Annotated in this window: 17 protein-coding genes, 5 pseudogenes and 1 riboswitch; of the genes and pseudogenes, 10 read left to right on the top strand and 12 right to left on the bottom strand. The window is 58.9% G+C overall.

The window, feature by feature from the left end:
- Positions 1 to 1,051, top strand: a 1,051-nt coding sequence (locus tag JCM13995_RS08205) for a PH domain-containing protein (RefSeq protein WP_054664469.1), incomplete at its 5' end; no start/stop codon positions are given.
- 65 nt (positions 1,052 to 1,116) lie between these two features.
- On the opposite strand, the pseudogene JCM13995_RS08200 reads toward JCM13995_RS08205, so the two are convergent.
- The 3 genes and pseudogenes from JCM13995_RS08200 to JCM13995_RS17725 all read right to left on the bottom strand — a co-directional run bounded on the left by JCM13995_RS08200 (position 1,117) and on the right by JCM13995_RS17725 (position 3,167).
- Positions 1,117 to 2,231: pseudogene (locus tag JCM13995_RS08200) on the bottom strand (peptidoglycan-binding protein).
- 178 nt (positions 2,232 to 2,409) lie between these two features.
- Positions 2,410 to 2,841, bottom strand: a complete 432-nt coding sequence (locus JCM13995_RS17730; RefSeq protein WP_369385674.1) for a hypothetical protein — start codon at positions 2,839 to 2,841, stop codon at positions 2,410 to 2,412.
- Complete coding sequence (locus JCM13995_RS17725; protein WP_369385673.1) at positions 2,763 to 3,167, bottom strand: alpha/beta hydrolase fold domain-containing protein; 405 nt, start codon at positions 3,165 to 3,167, stop codon at positions 2,763 to 2,765. The genes JCM13995_RS17730 and JCM13995_RS17725 overlap by 79 nt, the downstream gene beginning before the upstream one ends.
- Positions 3,168 to 3,299: 132 nt before the next feature.
- Here JCM13995_RS17725 and JCM13995_RS08190 point away from each other — a divergent pair, with 132 nt between their 5' ends.
- Positions 3,300 to 4,253: a metallophosphoesterase family protein gene (locus JCM13995_RS08190; protein ID WP_225350802.1), complete on the top strand. Its 954-nt coding sequence runs from the start codon at positions 3,300 to 3,302 to the stop codon at positions 4,251 to 4,253.
- Here JCM13995_RS08190 and JCM13995_RS08185 read toward each other — a convergent pair.
- The 6 genes and pseudogenes from JCM13995_RS08185 to JCM13995_RS08160 all read right to left on the bottom strand — a co-directional run bounded on the left by JCM13995_RS08185 (position 4,183) and on the right by JCM13995_RS08160 (position 8,915).
- A complete protein-coding gene (locus tag JCM13995_RS08185; RefSeq protein ID WP_054664466.1) occupies positions 4,183 to 4,767 on the bottom strand; it encodes a GH25 family lysozyme in 585 nt (194 codons plus the stop codon). The two genes, JCM13995_RS08190 and JCM13995_RS08185, sit on opposite strands and share 71 nt — an antisense overlap.
- Positions 4,760 to 4,930: a YvrJ family protein gene (locus JCM13995_RS16045; RefSeq protein WP_225350801.1), complete on the bottom strand. Its 171-nt coding sequence runs from the start codon at positions 4,928 to 4,930 to the stop codon at positions 4,760 to 4,762. The genes JCM13995_RS08185 and JCM13995_RS16045 overlap by 8 nt, the downstream gene beginning before the upstream one ends.
- A 159-nt stretch (positions 4,931 to 5,089) precedes the next feature.
- Positions 5,090 to 6,468 (bottom strand): annotated as a pseudogene (gene brnQ, locus JCM13995_RS08180) (branched-chain amino acid transport system II carrier protein).
- Positions 6,469 to 6,841: 373 nt separating this feature from the next.
- Complete coding sequence (locus JCM13995_RS08170; RefSeq protein ID WP_054664457.1) at positions 6,842 to 7,930, bottom strand: DUF871 domain-containing protein; 1,089 nt, start codon at positions 7,928 to 7,930, stop codon at positions 6,842 to 6,844.
- An 86-nt stretch (positions 7,931 to 8,016) separates the two neighbouring features.
- Entirely contained in the window at positions 8,017 to 8,364 is a 348-nt protein-coding gene (locus JCM13995_RS08165; RefSeq protein ID WP_054664455.1) for a hypothetical protein, read from the bottom strand.
- A gap of 35 nt (positions 8,365 to 8,399) precedes the next feature.
- On the bottom strand, positions 8,400 to 8,915 hold the full coding sequence (locus JCM13995_RS08160) for a BadF/BadG/BcrA/BcrD ATPase family protein (RefSeq protein ID WP_054664453.1): 516 nt from the start codon (positions 8,913 to 8,915) through the stop codon (positions 8,400 to 8,402).
- A gap of 143 nt (positions 8,916 to 9,058) precedes the next feature.
- Here JCM13995_RS08160 and JCM13995_RS08155 point away from each other — a divergent pair, with 143 nt between their 5' ends.
- From JCM13995_RS08155 to JCM13995_RS08140, 4 genes and pseudogenes are all read left to right on the top strand, one after another.
- Complete coding sequence (locus JCM13995_RS08155; protein ID WP_054664449.1) at positions 9,059 to 9,814, top strand: alpha/beta hydrolase; 756 nt, start codon at positions 9,059 to 9,061, stop codon at positions 9,812 to 9,814.
- Positions 9,798 to 10,693, top strand: a pseudogene (murQ, locus tag JCM13995_RS08150) (N-acetylmuramic acid 6-phosphate etherase). Before JCM13995_RS08155 ends, murQ begins: the two are co-directional and overlap by 17 nt.
- 87 nt (positions 10,694 to 10,780) lie before the next feature.
- Positions 10,781 to 11,638, top strand: a complete 858-nt coding sequence (locus tag JCM13995_RS08145; RefSeq protein ID WP_054664446.1) for a MurR/RpiR family transcriptional regulator — start codon at positions 10,781 to 10,783, stop codon at positions 11,636 to 11,638.
- Positions 11,639 to 11,798: 160 nt separating this feature from the next.
- Positions 11,799 to 13,130 carry a PTS sugar transporter subunit IIC gene (locus JCM13995_RS08140; RefSeq protein ID WP_054664442.1) on the top strand — a complete coding sequence of 444 codons (1,332 nt, stop codon included), beginning with the start codon at positions 11,799 to 11,801 and terminating at the stop codon, positions 13,128 to 13,130.
- Between the two features lie 31 nt (positions 13,131 to 13,161).
- Here the strand turns inward: JCM13995_RS08140 and JCM13995_RS18085 are convergent, their stop codons facing one another.
- A complete protein-coding gene (locus JCM13995_RS18085) occupies positions 13,162 to 14,640 on the bottom strand; it encodes an anhydro-N-acetylmuramic acid kinase (RefSeq protein WP_439645210.1) in 1,479 nt (492 codons plus the stop codon).
- 143 nt (positions 14,641 to 14,783) lie between these two features.
- Here JCM13995_RS18085 and rpiA point away from each other — a divergent pair, with 143 nt between their 5' ends.
- Entirely contained in the window at positions 14,784 to 15,473 is a 690-nt protein-coding gene (rpiA, locus tag JCM13995_RS08125) for a ribose-5-phosphate isomerase RpiA (protein WP_054664436.1), read from the top strand.
- A gap of 79 nt (positions 15,474 to 15,552) precedes the next feature.
- On the opposite strand, the gene JCM13995_RS08120 is transcribed toward rpiA, so the two are convergent.
- Positions 15,553 to 16,689: an ArgE/DapE family deacylase gene (locus tag JCM13995_RS08120; protein ID WP_054664432.1), complete on the bottom strand. Its 1,137-nt coding sequence runs from the start codon at positions 16,687 to 16,689 to the stop codon at positions 15,553 to 15,555.
- A 579-nt stretch (positions 16,690 to 17,268) separates the two neighbouring features.
- Here JCM13995_RS08120 and JCM13995_RS08115 point away from each other — a divergent pair.
- A pseudogene (locus JCM13995_RS08115) lies at positions 17,269 to 18,095 on the top strand (MetQ/NlpA family ABC transporter substrate-binding protein).
- A 97-nt stretch (positions 18,096 to 18,192) separates the two neighbouring features.
- The gene (locus JCM13995_RS08110; protein ID WP_156314383.1) at positions 18,193 to 19,107 is read left to right on the top strand and encodes a PTS sugar transporter subunit IIB; all 915 of its coding nucleotides are present in this window, start codon (positions 18,193 to 18,195) and stop codon (positions 19,105 to 19,107) included.
- Positions 19,108 to 19,279: 172 nt separating this feature from the next.
- On the opposite strand, the pseudogene JCM13995_RS08105 reads toward JCM13995_RS08110, so the two are convergent.
- Positions 19,280 to 20,657: pseudogene (locus tag JCM13995_RS08105) on the bottom strand (aspartate kinase).
- Between the two features lie 111 nt (positions 20,658 to 20,768).
- Positions 20,769 to 20,943: riboswitch (Lysine riboswitch) on the top strand.
- A gap of 73 nt (positions 20,944 to 21,016) precedes the next feature.
- Here JCM13995_RS08105 and JCM13995_RS08100 point away from each other — a divergent pair.
- Positions 21,017 to 21,406 carry an LbetaH domain-containing protein gene (locus JCM13995_RS08100; RefSeq protein WP_054664425.1) on the top strand — a complete coding sequence of 130 codons (390 nt, stop codon included), beginning with the start codon at positions 21,017 to 21,019 and terminating at the stop codon, positions 21,404 to 21,406.
- Positions 21,407 to 21,425 lie beyond the last annotated feature (19 nt).

Here is a 21,425-nt window from a genome sequence, read left to right as displayed (position 1 = left end):
CCAGGCGCAGTTAGCTGGGGAGACGCCGGCTGCCGGATTTGAGGCCGAATCGCCGACCGCGCGCTACACGATTTCCACTCATGACCTGAACCTGTACGCCTTGACGTCTCTGGGGTTTATCCCGATTTTGACCGGGGCGCTGTGGCTCTGGGACAAGTTTGACGACATCGTCCCCAAGGATTGGGAGCACAACCTTGACCGCTACATGGCGCAGCTGGCCGCCGCGGCCTTGCTGGCGCTCATCGTGTTTGCGCTGATTATTGGCATTCTGATTTCCTACCTGCGCCTGCTGCAAAAATACTACCAGTTCACCCTGACGCAAAATGGCGACACGTTGACGGCGGCGCGCGGCCTGCTGAAGCGCACCCAGGTCAGCACGCGGCTGCGCCAACTGCAGGCGGTGCGCTTTTCGCAGACGGTGGTGCGCCAGTGGTTTCACCTGACGACGGTGCAGGGGCTGATCGCCTCGAACGCCTCGGACGATGAGACCAGTAACGCAATGGTCCTGATGCCGGTGGTCAAGGAGGACCAGGCGCTGGCCACCATGCGCCGCTTCATCACGTGGCTGCCGGCGGCGGTGCCGGCGCTTCAGCCGGTTTTGCGCAAGCGGTACTGGTACTACATCCGCAACGCTGTGCTGACCGGTGTGGGGCTGGCCGTGGGCATTTCGCTCGCCATTTATTTCTGGCGGGCGCGCTGGCTGCCCATCGCGCTAGGACTGAGCCTGGCCTGGCTCGTGTTTACCGCGCTTCAAGGGGCGTACGCCGCCCGCAGCGCCGGCGTGAAAATCATCTCGCCGGACTTGCTGGTCCTGCAAAAGGGCGGGTGGTGGCGCCGGCAGCGGTTCTTTGTGCGCCGCGAAAACATTCAGTCGCTTGAGGTCAACACCAGCTACTGGCTGGCCAAAAAGCAGGTCGCCCACGTGGTGATCAACGTGCGCGAAGGGGACGACAACGAGAACATCGAGGTCAGCTACCTGGAACAGTCTGTTGCCGACGCTGTGCGCGCCTGGTACCGGCCGGAAGATTTTCAGGGTGGCGACCTGATTTAGAGCGACACATGCAAATAGGCATCTCGGCGCGGGCCGGGATGCCTATTTTTGCGGTTTGGCGGTGGTTACTTGGCCAACTTAGCGGCGTCGATGATCGACTTCAGGTAGCCATCGGTGTCGGCGAAGGTCGCGCCGGAGACCACGTCGGTGATGTCACTCTTCTTGGTCTTGCCGTCTAACTCTTTAGTTGCGGCTTCGAGCTGCGCGATGGTTTTGCCCTTGGCGAAGTCGTTGATGGCGTCGGCGTTTTCCTGCCAAGTGTGGGTCGCCTTGGCTTCCTTTTTCATCAGACTGGAGTAGGCGTCGTCGTTGGCGCGCTCGGAGCGAGGACGGTGCCGGCCTTGGTGGTCTTACCAAAGTCGCTGTCGGAGTTCGGCACGCCGCCGAAGTCGCTGCTTGGCACGTACTGGAACTCGTCGACGAAGGTGTCGGCAATCTTGTCGCCCTGCATCGCGACGGTCACGATGGCAAAGGACTGCTTGCCGTGAGGGGCAGCGAGGGTCTGGCCGGTGGTGACGTTGTTATCGGTCGTTTCGATCCCGGTGGAGACCATGCCGGTTGTCGCGGCGTCGTAAATCGCCTGCAGGTAGCCCTTGGTGTCCACAAAGGTCGCGCCGGACACGACGTCGCTGACCTTCTTGGTAGCGCCCACGTCGCCGACTGCGGTCTTCACCTCGTCAATGGTCTTACCCTTGACGAAGGATTCGATGGCATTCGCGTTTTCCTGCCAGGTGTGGGTCGCCTTGGCTTCCTTTTTCATTAACGCGGAGTAAGGCTTGCTATTTTGGTATTTGGCGATCAGGATCTGGCCCTTGGGGAAGCCCTTGCCGAAGTCTGAATCCCCGTTCGGAACGGCGGTCCAGTCCGCACTTTTGGCGACGTACTGGAACTCATCGATTTTCGCGTCGACGATGGTGTCCCCATTCAGCGTCACGGTGACGGCGGCAAATGACTGCTTGCCGTGCGGTGCGGCGTACAGCTGGCGCATGACCAGCGTCCCTTTGCCGGGGACGGTGGCATCTTTAACGGCGCCGGTGCTGATCTTCACCTTGGCCGCTTTGGGCGCGGTCTTGGCACTGGAGCTCTTGCTGCTGCTATCCGAGGAACTGCTGCTGTTGCCGCACGCGGCGAGACTCAGCGTCATCAAAATGGTGGCACCGATAATCGTGATCTTCTTCATAAAAAGTCCTCCCTATAAAAACGCTTTCATGGATTATGTGAAGTGTATCACAGTGAACCCGGTTCACACCAGCAGAATATTCAACGGGTGAATCATTTGGCGGCCGGCGGCTAAAAAAATGCCTCATCCACGCGTGCAGCATGGGTGAGGCGTCGCCAAGTTGGCTAGATCATCTTATTCAAAAATAGGTTGAGTTCATCGAACACATCATCAAGGTAACCCTTGGCGTGACGGCTGCGACCACGGTGCGCAGGGTGAACGGTACTTGCGCACGGCTCAGGGCCTCACCCATTTGGAACAGGCCGCTGGTCGGGACGAACTCGTTCAGCGAATTGGCCAGGTACAGCGGGCCGGTTTTGGCAGTGACCCGCGGTGCCGGTGAGGCCTTTGCATAGTCGGCCGGCGCGATGTAGTTCGTCATGAACCACTTGTAAAAGGGGTCGTTGGGCCCGTCCTGATTAATGGTCGCGCTGGCCCGCTGGTTGAAGTCGCTAGTGTCGCCTTCCGCCGCGTCGACGTCCTGGTGTTGGCTCAGCCAGTTGCCAATGTCCAGAATGCCGGAAAGGGAAATGGCGGGCACGCCGTACTTAATGGCAAGCTCGACGGCCATATTGCCACCGGCGGAGCTGCGACTGCGGCCAAGTGATGTTTATCAAACGGCAGCTGCGCGGTTTTCACCCAGGTCATCAGCGTCTCCATGTCAGCTTGAGCGGCCGGGTAGTGGAAGGCCGGGGCGATGCGGTAGTTCGGGACCAGCACCTCGTACTGGCGCGCCGCCCAGCGCTCGGCCCAGTCCTCGTCTTTGGCCTTGTCGCCGCGGAACCAGCCCCCGCCGTGGATCTGAATGATCCCGCCGCGCGCCACCCCGTCCGGGCCGTAAATATCCAGGGTCAGGTGATTGGCCGCGTCGTAAACGACATCATGTTTGATTTGCATGGTACCACCTCCAGGGTCAGCTTAACCGGGTTGGCGGCGAAGTTCAAAAGATTTGACTTGCTGCGTTCAACAATCGCCACCGCTTGACAGCCTCATCCCATTTCGTATGATAACCTCAAGGAGGCGGGGGTTATGCAAGACGAAACGATTGCGGTGATGGCGGACGTGCACGGCAACCAGACGGCGCTGGCCGCCGTGCTGGCCGATGCGAACAAGCACGCCGCCACGCAGTACTGGTTTCTGGGCGATCTGTTCTTGCCCGGCCCGGCGGACGTGGGGCTGATCCAACTGCTCCAGGCCGTCCATCCTGAGGTGTGGCTGAACGGCAACTGGGAGCTGGACATGTACGCAATCATGGCCGGCCGCTTTCACCTGGATAATCCGGGGGATGTCTACGTGGCGCGGCTGGTCGAATACGCCTGCCAGCACGTGAGCGCCGCGCAGTGGCGGATGCTTCAAGGCCACCCGATCGCCGGCGAGCGCACGGTCAACGGCCTTAAAATCGGTGTGGCGCACAATCAGCGCACGCGTCCCGGCGGCCGTGACTTGTATCCGACCCAGCCGCAGGACCATTTTGACCAGTTCCTGACGGCGGATCAGGATCTCGCTGTCTACGGGCACACGCACCAGCAGCTGATGCGCCAGACGTCGGCCGGCCAGCTCGTGGTCAATCCCGGTGCGGTCGGCAGCCGTACTCGCCGTGGCACAAGTTCTTCGCCGACCAGCGGGCGCATTACGCGCTGCTGCACATCGACCGCCTGGGCCGCGTGGACGTGGCGTTCCGCAAGGTCGATTACGACATCCAAAAGGAGATCCAGCGCGCCATTCAGCAGCACGTGCCGTATCCTGAGTTGTATCGCCACCTGCGCGAAACTGGGGAGACGTCGACGCATGACCTGCCGCTGCTGCGCCGGGTCAACGCCGAGCACGGTTACGTTGAGCAAGTCGCCAAGTTTTTCCACAAATAACGCAAACAGCGCTCGCCATCCGTTACGGATGACGGGCGCTGCAGTGTCTAAACCTTGCTGTAGTAGCCAAAGAAATCGTAGCTCATGTCGACTTTCAGCCCGTGAAAGTTCGAAGTGAACTGCCAGGTGCCAACACTATCCACGCCGGGCTGGTCGGCCTGGTAGCGGGCGATCCACAGGTTGAGCTTCACCAGCTTGGCCAGGTTCACGCGGTGGTACCAGATCCAGCTGGCACTGGTGTACAGGTCCACTTTCGGGTAGCCGGCCTGCTTGAGCGTGGTGATGAACGCCGCCACGCGGGCAGTCGTGTCGCCTTTGATGCTGGCGTCTTCCAAGTCCAGCGCCATCACGCTGGTGTGGTTGAGGCCGCGCAGCTTGGCGGTGGCGGCGAAGTGGCGCGCCTCGGCCTTGGCCTGGTCGACGGTTTGGAACCTGGCGTAGTGGTAACCATGGACATGCATGCCCGCGGCCCAGGCGTTTTTGATCTGCGCTGGGGCCTTGGGGTTGCGGTAGGTTGTGCCTTCCGACAGCTTGACGATCACCGCCTTGGCGCCGGCCTTTTTTTTCAGCGATTGGAAAAAGGCGGCGGTGTCCGGGTTCCAGGAGGAGACATCAGCGACTAGTTCAGCCATTGAGTTCACTTCCCAACTTGCCGACGGCGGCGATCTCCTTGGTCAGCTTGGTGACCTCTTCGATCAGCACATCGAGGCGGTGCTCCACGCGGGTGATCAGCAGGTACGCGATCACGACGCCGCTGGCTTGATTGATTAGGTAATTGGTGAGTTGTGCATCCATTTTTTTCTCCTTGGGTGGCACTGACTTAAAGTTAGTATCTCATGTTTAACAAAAAAATGCCAACCGTTTTGGCTGGCATTTACGTAATTGACATAAACCTTTTTGCACAAGGCTGCCGCTCAGGCTTTTGGGAAAAACTTCAAAGCGGCAGGGCGTGCGTTAGTCCAGCTCCGATGCCGCGGCGGCTTGGTGCTGGCGGACAAAGTGGATCGTCAGGCCAATCGCCAGGCCAACCAGCGCAGGCGCGACCCAGCCCAAACCGAGGCTGGAAAACGGCAGGTAGGCGTCGCGGAAATGCGTGATGGCAAGGCCGAAGCCGCTTTTTGAGATCACGGCAGGGAACGAGGCAACCATGTCCATCAAGGCCGGCACCACGGTGAACGCGACCACGAAGCCGTAAACGACCGGGTCGCGGTGGAACAGGTGCGAGGCGACGGACAGGCCAATGAGCACCATCGCCAGCGGGTACAGGAACATCAGCATCGGCGTTGACCACTGAATGATGGTGTCGAGGCCGAAGTTGGCGGTCAAAAAGGACGCAAAGCTCATCATCGCCAGCCAGGCGCGGTAGCTGACCTTCGGAAAATGCTTGTGGAAGTCCTGTGCGAAGGCTGCGACCAGCCCCACCGCGGTGGTCAGGCAGGTCAGCGTCAGCATCGCGGCCAGCAGCGCGTGGCCGGCGGCGCCAAAGTAGTAGGTGACAATTTGGTTGAACGCCGTGCCGCCTTCGGAGCTGACGGCGAAGTGATTGACGGACATCGCGCCCAGGCCGATCAGCAGGAGGTAAACCAAACCGATGGCGGCGGTGGCCAGGACCCCAGCCTTGGCCGTGAACTTGGCAACGTCGCCGTCTTTTTTCAGGCCAAGGCCGCGCACCGCGGTGACGACGGTGACGCCAAAGGCCAGCCCTGCCAGCGCGTCCATCGTGTTGTAGCCCTGCAGGAAGCCGTTCAGGAAGCCGGCGGACTTGTAATCAGCTGTCACGGCCGCCGCGCCAACGCTGCCCATGCGGTTCAGGTAGCCGGCGAAGAACAGGACGAACAGCAGGACCAGAAAAGTCGGGTTCAGCACCTTACCGATGGCGCTGGTGATCTTGGTTTCCTTGTAGGACAGCAGGAATGCGGCCACGAAGAACAGCGCGGAGAAGACCAGCAGGCCGCCTTGGGCCGCCGCTTTTGGCAGCATCGGCGCAACGCCGGTGGTGAAGGCAACGGTCGCGGTGCGCGGCGTGCCGAACAGCGGGCCGATGGTCGCGTGAATCAGGATCATGAAGCAAGGGCGAACCACTTGCCAAGCGGCAGGCCGACGTCATAGACCCCCTTGGCGTGGGTGGCGGAAATGGCAAGCACCGACAGCAGCGGCAGGACCACCGCGGTCACCAAGAAGCCCAGCGCGGCCGGCAGCCAGTTGGCCCCGGCGAGCTGGCCGAGGTGGAGCGGGAAAATCAGGTTGCCGGCGCCGAAGAACAGGCCGAACAGCATTGAGGCGACCACCACATAGTCGCGCGTTTTTAATTTTGGTTCAGTTAGTGAGTCCATCAACATTCCTCCTGCGCTAATGCGCTTGCCATGAGAAAAAGAAAAAGCACCCCGATCTCCAACTGGAGATCAAGGGTGCTTTTGCACGTTACCACCTTGAGTACGCGAAACTGTCGCCAGCTTCGCCTCGACATGTACGGCCCGAAGGCGATACACGGCCACTGTAATGGGTGGCAGCCATGACCCGTTACTCTTGGTTCGGGGCCCTGCTCGAAAGGGATATTCACCAACTGTCGCCATGCTTCCTTGCACCTCACGAAGCTCGCTGAATGACAACTGTTGATTACTGGTCTTTCTCATTGCAATTTGATTTGTTGAAAATGAGTATACGGTTAGATTGAGGAACCGTCAAGCCTTATCGGCCAGAAAAGTTTCAGCTGATGAACTTGAACTTGCTCCACGGCTTGATGAAGTCCAGCAGCATCAGCTCTTCCGGCGCAATCGTCCCAATTTTATTTTTCCGCGGCTCTTTGTGTGGCTGGAGGACGATTTGCAGCTCGTTTTTGTAAATGCCGAAGCCGTCGTTGCCGACCAGCACGTCGCCGCGCTGGAACTCCTGCTCGTTATCGTGCGGGGCGTTCGGCACCGCCTTGTAGGTGACTCGCGGCTGGGTCGAACGGATCACGTTGGGGTTGATGTCGCCGCGGCGGAAGTGCTGCGGGGTCAGCGCCACGGTTTTCTCAATGTCATTGACGTCCTTGACGAAATCAATGTGGAACTGGACCTGGTAGCGGTTGATCTGGCTGAGCCGTTTCAGTTCGTCCTCGCTGGCGTAGGCGTTGCCGATCAGCACGTCATCGATCAGGCCCGAAGCCCACAGGTGCTTGGCCTGAACTTCGATGGGCAGGCGCCGGTCGGCTTCCAAAGTCGGCAGGCCGTCGTTGACGTTCCACGGGCCCATGTTCCCGACCTGGCTGGCGACAAACGCGGCAGAGTGAATATTGAACTGGCGGAAGCGCTTGGAGCAGGCCTCAAAGAAGTCGTACGGCAAGGCCGTGCCGACTTGCGGGTAGAAGTTGTGGCAGCCGTAAAGGTAAGGCGTGTTGGCCTGGTAGCTGATGATGTTGTTGAGGTAGTCGACGTTATTGGACATGTTCAGCTCGATGATCAGGCCATACGGGTTGTATGAAAGCAGGGCCTCCGTCGCGCCGTCAAAGCCCTGGTCCAGCCGAATGCCGTCGACGTGCAGGTCGGCGAAGAACTTGAGGTCGGAGTAGGAGATCCCCAGCTGGTCAAAAATGCGCGGGGACACGTCGATGATGGTTTGGTAGCCGAGCTGCTTGGCCACGTCGACGATTTTTTGATACTTCGCCTTGGTTTCGTCTACTGAATTGCCGGCCTCCAGCATGCTCATGAACAGGCGGGTGAAGCCGTACTTCTTGCCGAGTTCCAGATAGGCCTTGTTCTTCTCGAAATCACTGTGATCCGGGTAAATCGAAAGGCCGAGTTGCCGCATTGTCAAAATACATTCCTCCGAATATAAGGCTGCGTAGGGTCTGCGCTTTTAGCCTGATTAAGGCACTCAGGCGTTGCAGACCCGGATCGTGACTATGCTTCTTTTTCTTGCCACCGGTGCCAGAACAGCACCCCGCGCGAGTTGTTGGTCGTGACCACCCGGGCTTGAATTGGGTAGCGCGCGCGGATGGTTTCGATCAGGGTGTGCCGGAAGCTTTCATTATGAACCAGCACCGATCCGGACAGTGCCAGCTTGAGCGGGGTCGGCTCAGCGTAGCGGTTCAGCAGGACTAAGACTTCCTGGGCGAGCGCCCGGGCCGATTCCGTGATCACGCGCTGGGCTGCTTCGTTACCATCATCAGCCGCGGCTGCCACCTTGGCCGCAAAGGCGGCAAGGTGCGCGCGATCCAGCTGGTAAAAGCGGCGCACGGCGGACGGCATCGAGTTGGCCTCAAGCAGCGCCTCGCAAAGCGTGATCAGGGGACTGCCCTCGCCGCGGTCATGGGCCGCCAGCGCTTTTTTTTCATCGCCAAAGCGAAGATCTGGTAGGCCGAACCGGTGTCGCCAAGCAGCTGCCCCCAGCCGCCAACGCGCAGGAACTGGCCGTTTTGCCGGCCGTACGTGATTGAGCCGGTGCCGGCAATCACCAGCGTGCCATCAGCGCCTTCCAGCCCATTCAGCAGCGCCAGTTCAGCGTCGTTGATCACGGCGGTGGGGATGCCGAGGTCCTTTTCCAGCTGAGCCGCCACGCTGGCGCCGTTGCCTGTGGTTGCGACCCCGGCGATTCCTGCCAGGATCTGCGTGCAGTGCTGGTCGGATAGATCTGCGGCCAGGTGTTTGATCACGCGCTGCAAGTTGCGCATCGTGCCTGGACCGTCCAGCAGGATGTTGCCAGGCCCGGCGGTGGTTTGGGCCAGCTGGTTGCCACTGTCATCCCAGGCGGTGGCGACAATGTGCGTGCCGCCGCTGTCGATACCGATTTGATACGTCATGGTGCTGCCTCCCTGTCTGGAATTGTGCGGGTTGATTACCCTTACATCTTAGCAACGTGAAATATTTTTTCAAGGTTTTATTGAATTATTTGGTTTTTTTGTTTTATAAAGGGAACGAGTAAAGAAGAAAGGACCTGATCAAAATGGCCTTGATCACATTAACGCGGGCGTCGCAGCGCCTGCAAAACCAGATGCGGACCACCGTGGTGCTGCCGGATCAGTTGCCAAGCCAGCCGCTGCGCACACTGTGGCTGTTTCACGGCCTGGGCGATGACGGCTCCGGCTGGCAGCGCAAAACGGCCATTGAACCGCTGGCAGTGCGCGATAACGTGGCGGTTATCATGCCGGAAATGGACCGCAGCTTCTATCAAAACGAGGCGGCCGGGGCGCCGTACTTCGATTATCTCACGAAGGAGCTGATCCCGACCATGCGGCAGCTCTTGCCGCTGGACGCCACCGCCGCTAACAATTACGTGGCCGGGAATTCCATGGGTGGTTTCGGTGCCATGATGCTGGCCGCAGCGCACCCGGACTGGTTCAGTGCGGTGGCCGCGATCTCCCCGGTGGTCGATCTCGCCGTGGTGCCGAGCATCATGCCGGACTACCGGCGCGTCTTTGGCGAAAAGGTGCCGACGGATCTGCTGCGGCAGACGCTGAAGGCCGCAGATCAGCAAGCGCTTGGGCGGCTGCGGTGGTACCACACCATCGGGGATGCCGACTTCATGAAGCAGGTCAACGATGACTTCAACGACTTTTTGACGCAGGACCTGAGCCTGCCGGTCACGTACCAGACTGGGCCGGGTGAGCATGACTGGTTCTTCTGGACCCGGGCACTGGTGCAGGCCTGGACCTGGCTATTTGATTCGAGTAAGGAGCTTAACAATGGAAAACACAACTGAGGCGCGTAATCCCGCGACCACGCACATTGACGTCATGAGCACGGCAGACATTTTGAAAACCATCAACCAGCAGGACCAGCAGGTGCCCAAGGTCATTGCCGCCCCTGAGGTGATGACCCCGTTGACGCAAATCGTCGACCAGGTCGTGGCCAGTTTTCGCCAGGGGGGGCGCCTGTTTTACATCGGGGCCGGGACTTCCGGCCGGCTGGGGGTACTCGACGCGGCGGAGTGTGTGCCGACGTTCGGGGTTTCCCCCGAGATGGTGCAGGGGCTGATCGCCGGCGGCAAGCGGGCCATGACCGAGGCCGTGGAAGGCGCTGAGGACAGTCAAGAAGGCGGCGCGGCCGACCTCAAGGCGCATGCGTTAAGCGCCAAGGACTTTGTTGTTGGCCTGGCCGCCTCGGGCCGCACGCCGTACGTGATTGGCGGGCTCGATTACGCCAAAAGTGTCGGTGCCGGCACGGCCGCCTTGTCCTGCAACCACGGCGCCGCCATTTCGGCCCATGCCGACCTGGTGATCGAAGCGGTTGTCGGCCCGGAAGTCGTCACCGGGTCCACGCGCATGAAGGCCGGCACCGTGGAGAAACTGCTGCTGAACATGCTCTCCACGACTGCATGATCAAGTTGGGCAAGGTCTACGGCAACTTGATGGTCGACGTGAAGCCGACCAACATCAAGCTGGTCGACCGGGCCAAGCGCATTATCATGGCGGCCACGGGCGTTGATTTTGCCACGGCGGCAAAGTACTACGAAGCGGCTGAGCACGAGCCGAAAGTGGCCATTGTCATGATTGACGCGGACACAGATTTAGCCAACGCGAAGGCGGCCCTGAAGCAAAGCGACGGGTTTATCGCCAAAGCCCTGAAAATCCTGAAATAGTTTTTCATGAAATGTGAGGAAAACTGACAAAATCGCTTGTCAGGTTATTGGTGGGCACGTATTCTTGTTTTTGAAGGAGGTATACCAATGTCAGTACGGGGATGGATCCTGAACGCGCGGGCAGAATTGTCCGAGGCGGAGGATAAGGTGGCGAAATTCATTCTCGCTCACCCGGAGCAAGTGATCGGCATGACCGCAGCCAGCTTGGCGAAGGCGGCAGGGTCTTCTCCCGCCTCGGTGATCCGGCTCACGAAGAGTCTGGACATCGATGGCTTCACCACGCTGAAGATCCTGCTGTCATCTGACTTGACCAAGACGCCCGATGATCCGCAGAACTTCGCGGACATCACGCCCAATGAGCCGCTGCCATCGATCAAAAGTAAGCTTTTGTCCAGTGCCTTGCAGTCGATTCGCGAAACCACGGACCAGGTCAACCAAGACGAGGTCGCGGCGTTGGTCAAAACCGTGAGCAAGGCCAAGCAACTGTTTGTGTTTGGTATCGGCGCTTCGAATCTGACCGCCGAAAACATTTGTCAGAAGTGGAATCGCATCGGCACCCCGGCCGTCGCTGATAATGACCTGAACTCGCTTTTGCCCAAGCTGGTCAATGCGCGTCCCGGGGATGTGCTGTGGTTAATCTCCAACTCGGGGGAGACGCCTGAAGTGTTGGTGGCCGCGCAGTTTGCCAAGAAAATTGGCGTGAAGCTGGTCTCATTGACCCGCTTTGGCAACAACAGCCTGGCCAAGCAGTCGGACATTGCGGTGCACACCTCGCAGCCCAAGGAGGCGGCCAACCGCATCGCGGCGACCAACTCCCTGCTGGCTCAGTTCATGATCGTCGACATTATTTTCTATGATTTTGTCAGCCGCAACTTCAAGCAGACCTCCAAGGCCTTGGCGGATTCGCACCAGGTCATTCGTGATTACAAGAAGCGGTTGTTGTAATTGCCTAGACCAATTTTTACCGTAAAATGAAATGACAGAATTTCAGATTTTTTAGCCAAATCAGTTGAAATTTAATTTCAGGCTGGTAAACTTCAGGGTGAAGGCGCTTTCAAAACCGCCCAGATGCAATTATTCTCAAGTTAGGTTAGGAGTGAGTAGTTTGGATAAGATGATGAAGTGGGTCGAGAAAAGACTCGTCCCACCAATGGCGAAGATTGGGACTCAGCGCCATCTGTTAGCCATTCGTAACGGGGTTGTGTCCTCACTGTCCCTGGTTTTGATCGGGACGTTCTTCATGGTTTTCATCAACCTGCCAATTAAGGCGTGGGCTGATGCCTTGGCACCGTACTCAGCGACCATCGTGATCCCGTACCGGATGACCATGGGCCTGATGGCGATTTACGCCACGTTCGTCATGGGTCAAGATTTGGCCAAGTCCTACAACTTGGATGGCGTCACCGGTGGGATCTTGTCACTGGGTGCGTTCTTCATGCTGCAGCAGCCAATTAACGTGCTGACCCCGAAGGCAAAGCCGCTTGGTTTTGTCATTCCGATGGCTAACCTGGGTGCTTCCGGCATGTTCGGCGGCATCTTGGCCATGATTTTCGCGGTTGAGGTTTATCGCTTCTTCAAGACGCACAACGTGACGATCAAAATGCCCGAGCAGGTGCCACCAGCGGTTGCCCGTTCGTTTGAAGCGCTGATCCCAGGCGCCGTGATTCTCACCTTCGTGTGGGTGATCCGCGATGTGCTCGGCTTTGACGTTAACGCCGCGCTGCTGGCGCTGTTCCAGCCGTTGACTAACATACTGGGCAACAACCTGCTCGGGGCTTTGCTGCCAATGTTCCTGATCCACCTGCTCTGGAGTTTCGGGATCCACGGGATGTCCATTGTTGGTTCCGTTGTTCGGCCGATGTGGCTGATCATGCTGAACGCCAACGCCGATGCGCTGGCGAAGGGCACCGCGGCAACCAAACTGCCATACATTGCCCCTGAACAGTTCTACCAGTGGACCGTTACCATTGGTGGTGCCGGGGCGACCCTGGTCGTTGCGATGATGTTCCTGACGATCTGCAAGTCTAAGTTTTTGAAGGAAGTCGGCCGGTTCTCCATCGTGCCTGCCATTTTCAACATCAACGAGCCGATGATCTTCGGCGCGCCAATGATGCTCAACCCGTACATGTTCATTCCGTTCAACCTGGTCCCACTGGTCTTGACGACGATTTCGTACTTTGCCGTTAAGTTCGGCTTGGTCAACGGCTTCACCACGATCCCTGCTTGGACGCTGCCAGCCCCAATTGGTGGTTACCTGTCCGCTGGGAACGACTGGCGCATGGTTGTGCTGATCTTGTTCAACCTGGTCGTGGCGACGGTGATTTACTTCCCATTCGTTAAGGCCTACGATAACAAGATGTACTCTGATGAAATCAGCGGCAACGGCCAGGATTCTGAATCTCAGGCTAAGCGTGACGCTGAGGCTGCCACTAACTAACAGGATTTGAGGTGCTGATATGTTTTACTGGTTACTCGTCTTCGCCGGCTTTCTGGTTGTGCTCGCTCTGAGTCAGTGGGCGATCGCCGGGCTCAAAGCGCGGAACATCAACATTAACCGCTGGATTTGGGCGCTGTCGGCGTTTCTGGTGATGATCATCCCGTATCTGATCTGGCCGCACATGAACAGTGTGGCGTCGGCGTTCTTTTACGGGTTCTGCGCGCTCTTCGCGGTGATCTTCATGACCGAAGAGCACAGCTACTTCCTGAAGAAGGGTCACATGTAAAATTGGCACCAAGGCCGCCGGCAATGTTGTCGGCGGCCCTTTTGTGTGCCTGTTGAGCACGCAAAAGGGCCTACCACGGCAGCGGTAGACCCAAAAGGCTATGCGTAATAAGTGATACTGCCCAAAATCACCGGTCGGCTGGCTCCGGTGGCGCTGGGGACGTTGCTGGGCAAGTGATGCAGGGTTTGGTTGCCGAGAATCGTCATGGCAATGGCCTCCTTGGCGTCGGAGCGGAAGCAACTGTTCCTGGGTCAGGACCTCAACGCCAGGGGCCGCCTGTGCCAGCATGGCAAGCAGGGTGGGATTGTAACTGCCGCCGCCACCGACGATCAGCTGCGTGCCCGCTGGCGCAAACGGCTTGATCGCATCGGCGATGGTCTGGGCAGTGAGTGCGGTGGCCGTGGCGATCCAGTCGTTTGGCGCCAAGTGGTACCGAGCAAGTAACCCTTCAGTATATTGCTGACCAAACACTTCGCGGCCGGTGGTTTTGGGCGGCTGCTCGGCGAAGTAAGGGTGCTTCAGCAGTTCCTGCAGCACCGCCTGGTTGACCGTGCCCGCTGCGCCGTGCTTGCCGCCGTCATCGTACTCCGTGTGGAAAAAGTGGCGGCAGAGCTCGTCGATGACCATGTTGCCGGGGCCGGTGTCGAAGGCAAACAGGTCTTCCAGTTGGGCGTTTTGCTTGATGATCGTCGCGTTGCCGATCCCGCCGATGTTTTGCAAAATGCGCGTGTGCGCGGGGCTGCGGTACAGGACGTATTCGGAGTAGGGAACAATGGGCGCCCCTTGACCGCCGACGGCCATGTCCCGGGAGCGAAAGTCGGAGACCACGGTGGTGTGCGTCAGCTCCGCGATGATGGCCGCATTGCCCAGCTGCAGGGTACTGCGCGTTTCGCCTGTGGGTGGGTCCGGCAGGTGATACAATGTCTGCCCGTGGCTGGCCACAAAGCCCAGGCTGGCGCTCGGCACGCCGGCCGCTTGGCAAACCGCCAGCACTGCGTTGCCGAACGCGTGGCCCAAGGCGAAGTCGAGGCTGCACAGCACTTCCACACTGGACGTGGCGTTGGCCAGCTGGGCCGCAATCTGGGCCTTTTGCGCGGCGCTGAAGGGGACAGTCGTGAACTGCTTCAGCTGAACCTTGGTCTCTTCACTGACACCGGTGATCTCGACTAGAGCGGCGTCCACCCCATCCAGGGAAGTGCCTGACATTAATCCGACTGCTAACATAAACGCGGCCTCCTTTTGTTCTTATGATAGCGCATCGGGCCTGGCAGTGAAATTTTGTTTCAGCACCCAGCCAAAAAAGTTTGCGCCGGGCCTGGCGCCTCGATACACTGAGAAAGGAAAAACAATTCGCTCAGGAGGCAATCATGGCAACTCAGGATGAACTGAAGAAGCAGGCGGCCGCGCAAGCCGTCGCAATGGTGCGGCCGAATACGGTGCTCGGCGTTGGGACCGGCTCGACGGTGGCCTTTTTCATCGACCTGCTAGGGGCGCGCAACCAGCAGACCCCGCTGAATTTGAAGGCCATCGTCACGACGTCGAACCGCTCCAAAGAGCAGCTTGAACAAAACGGGTTCACGGTCAGCGAGCTTGCGGACATTGACCAGGTGGACCTGTGCATCGACGGCGCCGACCGCGTCGATCACCACCTCGACGGCATCAAAGGCGGCGGCGGGGCGCTGACGCTGGAGAAAAATGTCGCGATCAACGCCAAGCACAACGTCTGGATCGTCGATCAAAGCAAAGTGGTCGACCGCCTCGGCGGCTTTCCGCTGCCGGTCGAGGTCCTGCCGGTATCGTGTGAGCAAAACTTCCGCCGCTTTGAAGCGCAGGGCCTGCAGCCCGCTTACCGCCTCAAGGCTGATGGCAGCCGGTACGTCACGCACTACGGCAACTACATCATCGACTTGCATGTCGACCCGCTCCCGATTCCGGCCGGGCTGGCGGCCATGCTGGACAGCACGGTGGGCGTGGTCGAGCACGGCCTGTTTCTCGGCATGACCGATGAAGTCCTGATCGCCACCGAATCAAAAATCGAGCACTGGACCAGGCGCTGAGCGGCCCACCAAATCAGTAAAAAACAGGGCAGGAATCTGTGACGGATTCCTGCCCTGTTTGACGACTCACTCGTTTTGATCAGTCGAAGTAGTGCCGCACGATGGCCTCGTACTCCTTGATCACGGTGTGGTAGCGGTCCAGGGAGACGTACTCGTTGATCTGGTGGCTGAGGTTTTTGTCCTCGTCGCCAGGACCGTAAATGATGGTCTCAAACTTGTTCTTGGACTTGGTGAAGTCGGAGGCGTCGGTGGCGCCGTGGGAAATCGTCAGGGCCAGCTTCTTGCCGGAAACGGACTCGATGGCCTCATTGGCGCGGGTGACCAGCTTGCTGTCGGTCGGCGTCAAAACGGGGTAGAAGGTGTGAGTCAGCTCGAACTTGAGCGAGCCGGCACCTGCCGCATCGATTTTGGCCACGGCGTCCTTGAGGCGCGCCGTGACTTTTTCGTTGATGAAGCTCGGCGTCGGCCGGATGTTGCCGGCCAGTTCGGCGTAGTCGGGGATGGTGTTGACCTGATCGCCGGCCTTCAGCACGGTGACGCTGTGCACCAGCGGCCCGATGACCGGATCGACCGGGACGTCGTCGAACAGGTGGCGTTCGGCGACGATGAAGTCAGTTAGCTTCACGATGGCGTTGGTGCCCAGCGCCGGCAGTGAGGAGTGAGCGGACTTGCCGTAGCTCTTGACCTTGTAGTTGTATGAACCGGCGTGGCCAAACTCGATTTTTCCGGCGGTCGGCTCGCCGACCAGCAGCGCGTCAATGTCGTCGGCATAGCCGGCGTCGGTCAGCTGCTGGGCGCCCATCGCGCCGTACTCCTCGCCGATGGTGAGAATCAGGCGGACGTGGTGGTCAAAGCCGCTTTGCTTGAGCGCGATGAAGGCCAGGACCTCGGCGGCTAGGCCGGACTTCATGTCCGAGGCGCCGCGGCCGTACAGCTTGCCGTCTCCGATGTGGCCCTCAAACGGCGGATACGTCCACTTGCTGAGGTCGCCGGTGTTGACGACGTCCTGGTGCCCGGTGAAGGCAAAAATCGGCTTGCCGGTTCCGAACTCGGCGACCAGGTTGTCGCGATTTTTGGCGTAAGGAATCAGCTTGCTGTCGATTCCGGCATCGGCCAGTTTCTTTTGAATCACGTGCGCGACCTGCGATTCGTTGGTCGCATTCGTGCTGGTATCAATTTGTACTAATTGCTGCAAAAATGCTGTTGCTTCGTCCATGGTGTGATCACTCCTTCGCACCAAAAGATAGGCGTAAACTTTTTAAAATGCAACGGTTGACATTAAAATTTGCTGTGCTATTCTGACGTTAAGTTAAAAATTACTGAAACGACGTTAAGTGAGTAGCGCAGCTGGGACTGACCAGAAAACCCGAGTTGATGAGAGCGGGGTAGTGAGGCAGCGCGAAGATGGCTTGACAGAATAGGCACACCGAGCGTAAGCAAGGCTGTGATGGACGGCGACCATTATCTCGCACACAGATGATTGTCTGTTGCTGAGGGCTGGTTCGCCAGCCGAATTAGAATGGTACCGTGGGTCCGCTCACTTCTAACTAACCAAGTTAGAAGTGGGCGGACTTTTTTGCGCAGTCCGTTAGTGGTTTACCACTTACGGACTGCCACTCGACGCGGGTCGCGCTTGCGCGACCTGCTAGAGAAGCAGCGCCTGTTAGCGCTTTGCCGTCTACAGCCTGCCACTCGATGGCAATCGTGCCTGCACGATTGGCTAGAGCAGCCACCTCGCACCATCGCCCACTGAACATCGTTTCACCCGCAGGAAAAAATTTGAGGAGGATCAATCATGAAATTACGCTTTAAGGTTTTGGCAGTTGCAGCTGTTGCATTGGGAACACTGCTGGCCGGGTGTGGCAAGAGTGCATCCGCGGCCCCGAAGACCCAGAACGTCTCGGTCGGCATCGTCGGCGCGGATAAGACGGTGTGGAAGGCCGTCCAGAAGCAGCTGGATAAGGAAAATGCGCACATCAACTTGAAAATCAAAGAGTTTGGCGACTACAACCAGCCAACTCCTCGGTCGAGGCTGGGGACATTGACCTGAACGCGTTCCAGCACCAGTTCTTCCTGGATAACTGGAACAAGTCCAACAAGGGCAATCTGGTCAGCATCGGCAAAACCGTCCTGGCGCCGCTGGCTGTGTACTCCAAGAAAATCTCCAGCCTGAACGACTTGAAGAAGGGCGACACCGTGTCGATTCCAAACGACCCGACCAACGAAGGCCGGGCGCTTGAGCTGCTGGAAACCGCCGGCTTTATCACGCTGAAGAACACTGAGCTGCCAACTCCTGCCGACATCAAGACCAACAAGCTGGATCTCAAGGTCAAGCCGCTGGACGCCGCGCAGCTGCCGCGGACACTGGCGGACGTTGACGCGTCGGTCATCAACTCCGGCATTGCGGTTGACGCTAAGCTGAATCCGGAAAAGGCGATTTACCGCGAGAAGATCACCAAGAAGTCTCAGCCTTGGATCAACATCATTGTGGCCCGCAAGCAGGATCGCAACAACAAGACGTACAAGAAAATCGTGAAGGCCTACCAGACTAAGGCCGTGGCCAATGTCATCAAGAAGACTTACAAGAGTACTGAAGTGCCGGCTTGGAACTACAAGTTCTAACGCCGTTTCCAAAAGCCTAGCAGCGGACCGATTCAAGCGGTCTGCTGCTTTTTTGCTGTGATAAAATAGAAGGCAACGAATACGGGGAGGCGGCCAGTTGAACATTTTATTCTGTTGTGCAGGCGGCGGCTCATCCAGCCTGTTCTGCGCCCGAATGGTCAAGGGCATCAACGCGAATGAACCCAGCCTGACCGCGCGCATGGACGACATTAGGAGCTTTCTGCAATATGAGCGGGTTTCCTCCACCGACCTAGTGTTCACCTATGGCAGCGTGGATGCGGTCCGGCCCGACACGGCCTATGACATTGGGACGCACATCGACGCCGTGCTGGTGGCGCCGCAGGTCCGTTTCCGTACCCCTTACCTGAAGCGTTACCTGGCCAACTACCCCACAATTGTGCAGGACATCCCGATGCGCCTGTTTGGCATGATGGATCCGGTTCAAGGCGGCAAAATGCTCACCGGGATTCTGATCACGCTGGATTTGATGCGCGGTTCGCAGGCGGGCGCCTTTGCCACCAAGGCGGCGGACAAGGACCTGGAGATCCTTGTCTACGGCGCCTCACGAACGGACAAGGGCTGGCAGGCCGCAGCCGCTAGCCTCGAGAAAATGGGCATTCGCAGCCTGCAGGACAAGTACTCGCTGGCGGGGCTTTACGATTTTGAGCCAGCGCACGACTTCGAGGTGCGCTGGCTGTTCGGTCCGCAAGTCAGAACAATTGACATCGCGAAGGTCGCCCGGCAAATCGACGGCGTGTTGCGCTTTGATGACGAACCGGCCGATGGGGTGCGGCGCTGGTATGATGACTATAAAATCCCCAGCGCCTGGCTCGACGCGCGGTTGGTGCAATCGCCGGGCCACACCGACGAACTCACGGCGCAGCTGCTGGACTTCCTGCTGGCGGTCGACTTTCGCGCTGAGGCGACGTCAGGCATCGCGGTCAAGCGCTTTGAGACGTTGAAGCCGCCGAAGACCACGAAACGCTGGGGGATTTTTACCTGGTCAAACTAAAAACCGATCAGGCTGAGACATAATTCCCGAAGTCGCGTTCCACAAAGCAACGCCCAGACACGCAAACGCCCCTGCATCACGATTCGAAGTGCGAATCGTGATGCAGGGACGCCTGCGTTTTGGGCTAAAACCGCTTTGTGTCTCAGCCTCGTCGGTTTTCCTGTTACTTCGGTTACTTGGTCGCGGCGGCCTCTTGTTTGTGGCAGCTGAGCGCGTAAATCGCCGACACTGCGGCTGCCGCCTTGGCCGTTGGCACCGTCAGCATCAGCCCGATTTTCGATGCACCTTGGTTGATGACAGAAGGCTCGATGCCGGCGTCGGCCAGCGCCACCATGATGCGGGCGACCAGGTCCGGCCGCGCGTACAGACCTTCGCCGACCACCATCACAATGGCGAAGTCGGGCAGCCATTCGAGCTCGTCGGGGTGAATCTGGGCGCGCACCTCGGCGGCAATTTGGTCCTTGATCTGCGGCGTGAGCTGATTTTCGTCGATGATGATGGTCAGGTCGTCGATCCCAGACGGCATGTGCTCATAGGAGACGCCGTACTTGGCGAGGATCTGCAGCAGCTTCAAGGTGAAGCCGACTTCCTGGTTGATCAGGTAGTGGTGCAGGTAAAGCGCGGTGAAGCCTTTTTTGGCCGCCACGCCGGTGATGTGGTGGTGATGCTGGACGTTTTTGGTCGGCGCAATGATTGTGCCAGGCGCGTCCGGCTGGTTGGTGTTTTTGATGTTGACGCGGATGCCCGCCTCGATCACGGGGATCAGCGCCTCGTCGTTGAAGACGGAGAAACCGGCGTAGGCGAGTTCCCGCATTTCCCGGTAGGTCAGGGTGTTGATGGCGCGCGGGTGGTCGACAATGCCGGGATCGGCGGCGTAGACCCAGGACACGTCGGTGAAGTTTTCGTACAAGTCGGCGGCCAGGCCCTTGGCGAGGATCGAGCCCGTGATATCCGACCCTCCGCGGGCAAAGGTCAGTATGTTGCCAGCCTCGTCATAGGCGTAAAAGCCGGGCACGACAATGATCTCACCGGGCTGCAAGACAAACTGGGCGAGGCGGCCGTAGCTTTCCTCGTCCACTAGGGCGGCGCCGGGCTTGCCGGTCAGGGTGATGCCGAGTTCCTTGGGGCTGACGAACCGTGCGTTCATGCTAGGTGCGCCATCACGGCCGCCACCAGCTGCGCGTTCATGTGCTCCCCCTGCGCCATGAAGGCCGAGCGGAGGTAGTCCACGCCGGGGTAGGTGGCTTGGCGAGTCGCTGCAGGTGCTGTCGCAGCCGGGCCACCACGTCATCGGTCAGGGCAAAGTGCTGCTGGATCTCGGTGTAGCGCGCCAGAATGGTTTCGATCAGCGCTTCGGGATTCTTGCCCGCAAGCACCTGGTCGGCCAGCTGGCCCAGCAGGTCGGTGACTTTCACGTCGGTTTTGCTGCGCTTGCCCGGCGCGGACACGACCACGACCTGGCGCGTCGCATCGGCCTGCACGATTTTAACCACTTTGGCCAGTTGTGCGCCGGTGGCCAGTGATGACCCCCCAAATTTGATGACTTTCATGTTTGTCTCCCCGTCCTCTAATCAATTGGCTCCAACATAACCAAAGCGGTCGGTCCGTGTCAAGGGTTGACGAGGGTGAGTTTTAATCGTAAGCTAATGTCAATTACATACGAAAAAGATAGAGGTTGCGGTCGCCATCAGTAACCTGCCCGAGCAAAGCACATGCGCTGAAGGCAGGCGAAAGGGAACACCGCCGAAATCCTCACCGGCGTGTGAACGGTGAGCGGTTGGGCCGCTGGAGAAGATCCGGCGGACTGTCGCAGTAATGCGGGGCGCTATCGTCAATTAATTGGACTATTTGCTGTCCATCTGGCGAGCGTTGCCGGATGGACTTTTTCATTTTCTAGGAGGAAAAAAACATGGCTGAATTTAACGCGGAACAAATTATCGATTACATCGCCAGCGCCCCGAAAACCACGCCGATGCACGTGACTTTGGCAGGCAACATTGAAAAGCTCACGGCGGTGCCGGCCGGCGTCCAGGCGTTTCTCGACGTCAAAACTGGCCAGCTGTACGGGGATGCCGCCAGGCTTTCGCCGTGGCTCGATGAAAATCGCGGTGCCATCTCGCAGCTGCGCGTCGAAACGCTCGGCCGCAACACCGGCGTGCCGATGCTCGACATCAGCAAGGTAAACGCCCGCATCGAGCCCGGCGCCATCATTCGCGAGCACGTCACCATCGACGACAACGCCGTGATCATGATGGGCGCCATCATCAACATCGGCGCCAAGATCGGGGCCGGTCGATGATCGACATGGGCGTGCTCGG

Source organism: Lacticaseibacillus camelliae DSM 22697 = JCM 13995 (assembly GCF_001311195.1).
In the GTDB taxonomy this organism is placed as follows: Bacteria; Bacillota; Bacilli; order Lactobacillales; family Lactobacillaceae; genus Lacticaseibacillus; species Lacticaseibacillus camelliae.
Note: the sequence above shows the minus strand (reverse complement) of the source record. Positions and strands in the feature narration are given on the sequence as shown.

What these genes read in the sequence shown, in the direction of transcription:
- JCM13995_RS17730 (WP_369385674.1), bottom strand. Translation starts at nt 2,841, where the DNA reads ATGGCCGTCGAGCTTGCCATTAAGTACGGCGTGCCCGCCATTTCCCTT.
- JCM13995_RS17725 (WP_369385673.1), bottom strand. Translation starts at nt 3,167, where the DNA reads ATGCAAATCAAACATGATGTCGTTTACGACGCGGCCAATCACCTGACC.
- JCM13995_RS08190 (WP_225350802.1), top strand. Translation starts at nt 3,300, where the DNA reads ATGCAAGACGAAACGATTGCGGTGATGGCGGACGTGCACGGCAACCAG.
- JCM13995_RS08185 (WP_054664466.1), bottom strand. Translation starts at nt 4,767, where the DNA reads ATGGCTGAACTAGTCGCTGATGTCTCCTCCTGGAACCCGGACACCGCC.
- JCM13995_RS16045 (WP_225350801.1), bottom strand. Translation starts at nt 4,930, where the DNA reads ATGGATGCACAACTCACCAATTACCTAATCAATCAAGCCAGCGGCGTC.
- JCM13995_RS08165 (WP_054664455.1), bottom strand. Translation starts at nt 8,364, where the DNA reads ATGCCGTCCGCCGTGCGCCGCTTTTACCAGCTGGATCGCGCGCACCTT.
- JCM13995_RS08160 (WP_054664453.1), bottom strand. Translation starts at nt 8,915, where the DNA reads ATGACGTATCAAATCGGTATCGACAGCGGCGGCACGCACATTGTCGCC.
- JCM13995_RS08155 (WP_054664449.1), top strand. Translation starts at nt 9,059, where the DNA reads ATGGCCTTGATCACATTAACGCGGGCGTCGCAGCGCCTGCAAAACCAG.
- JCM13995_RS08145 (WP_054664446.1), top strand. Translation starts at nt 10,781, where the DNA reads ATGTCAGTACGGGGATGGATCCTGAACGCGCGGGCAGAATTGTCCGAG.
- JCM13995_RS18085 (WP_439645210.1), bottom strand. Translation starts at nt 14,640, where the DNA reads ATGTTAGCAGTCGGATTAATGTCAGGCACTTCCCTGGATGGGGTGGAC.
- rpiA (WP_054664436.1), top strand. Translation starts at nt 14,784, where the DNA reads ATGGCAACTCAGGATGAACTGAAGAAGCAGGCGGCCGCGCAAGCCGTC.
- JCM13995_RS08120 (WP_054664432.1), bottom strand. Translation starts at nt 16,689, where the DNA reads ATGGACGAAGCAACAGCATTTTTGCAGCAATTAGTACAAATTGATACC.
- JCM13995_RS08100 (WP_054664425.1), top strand. Translation starts at nt 21,017, where the DNA reads ATGGCTGAATTTAACGCGGAACAAATTATCGATTACATCGCCAGCGCC.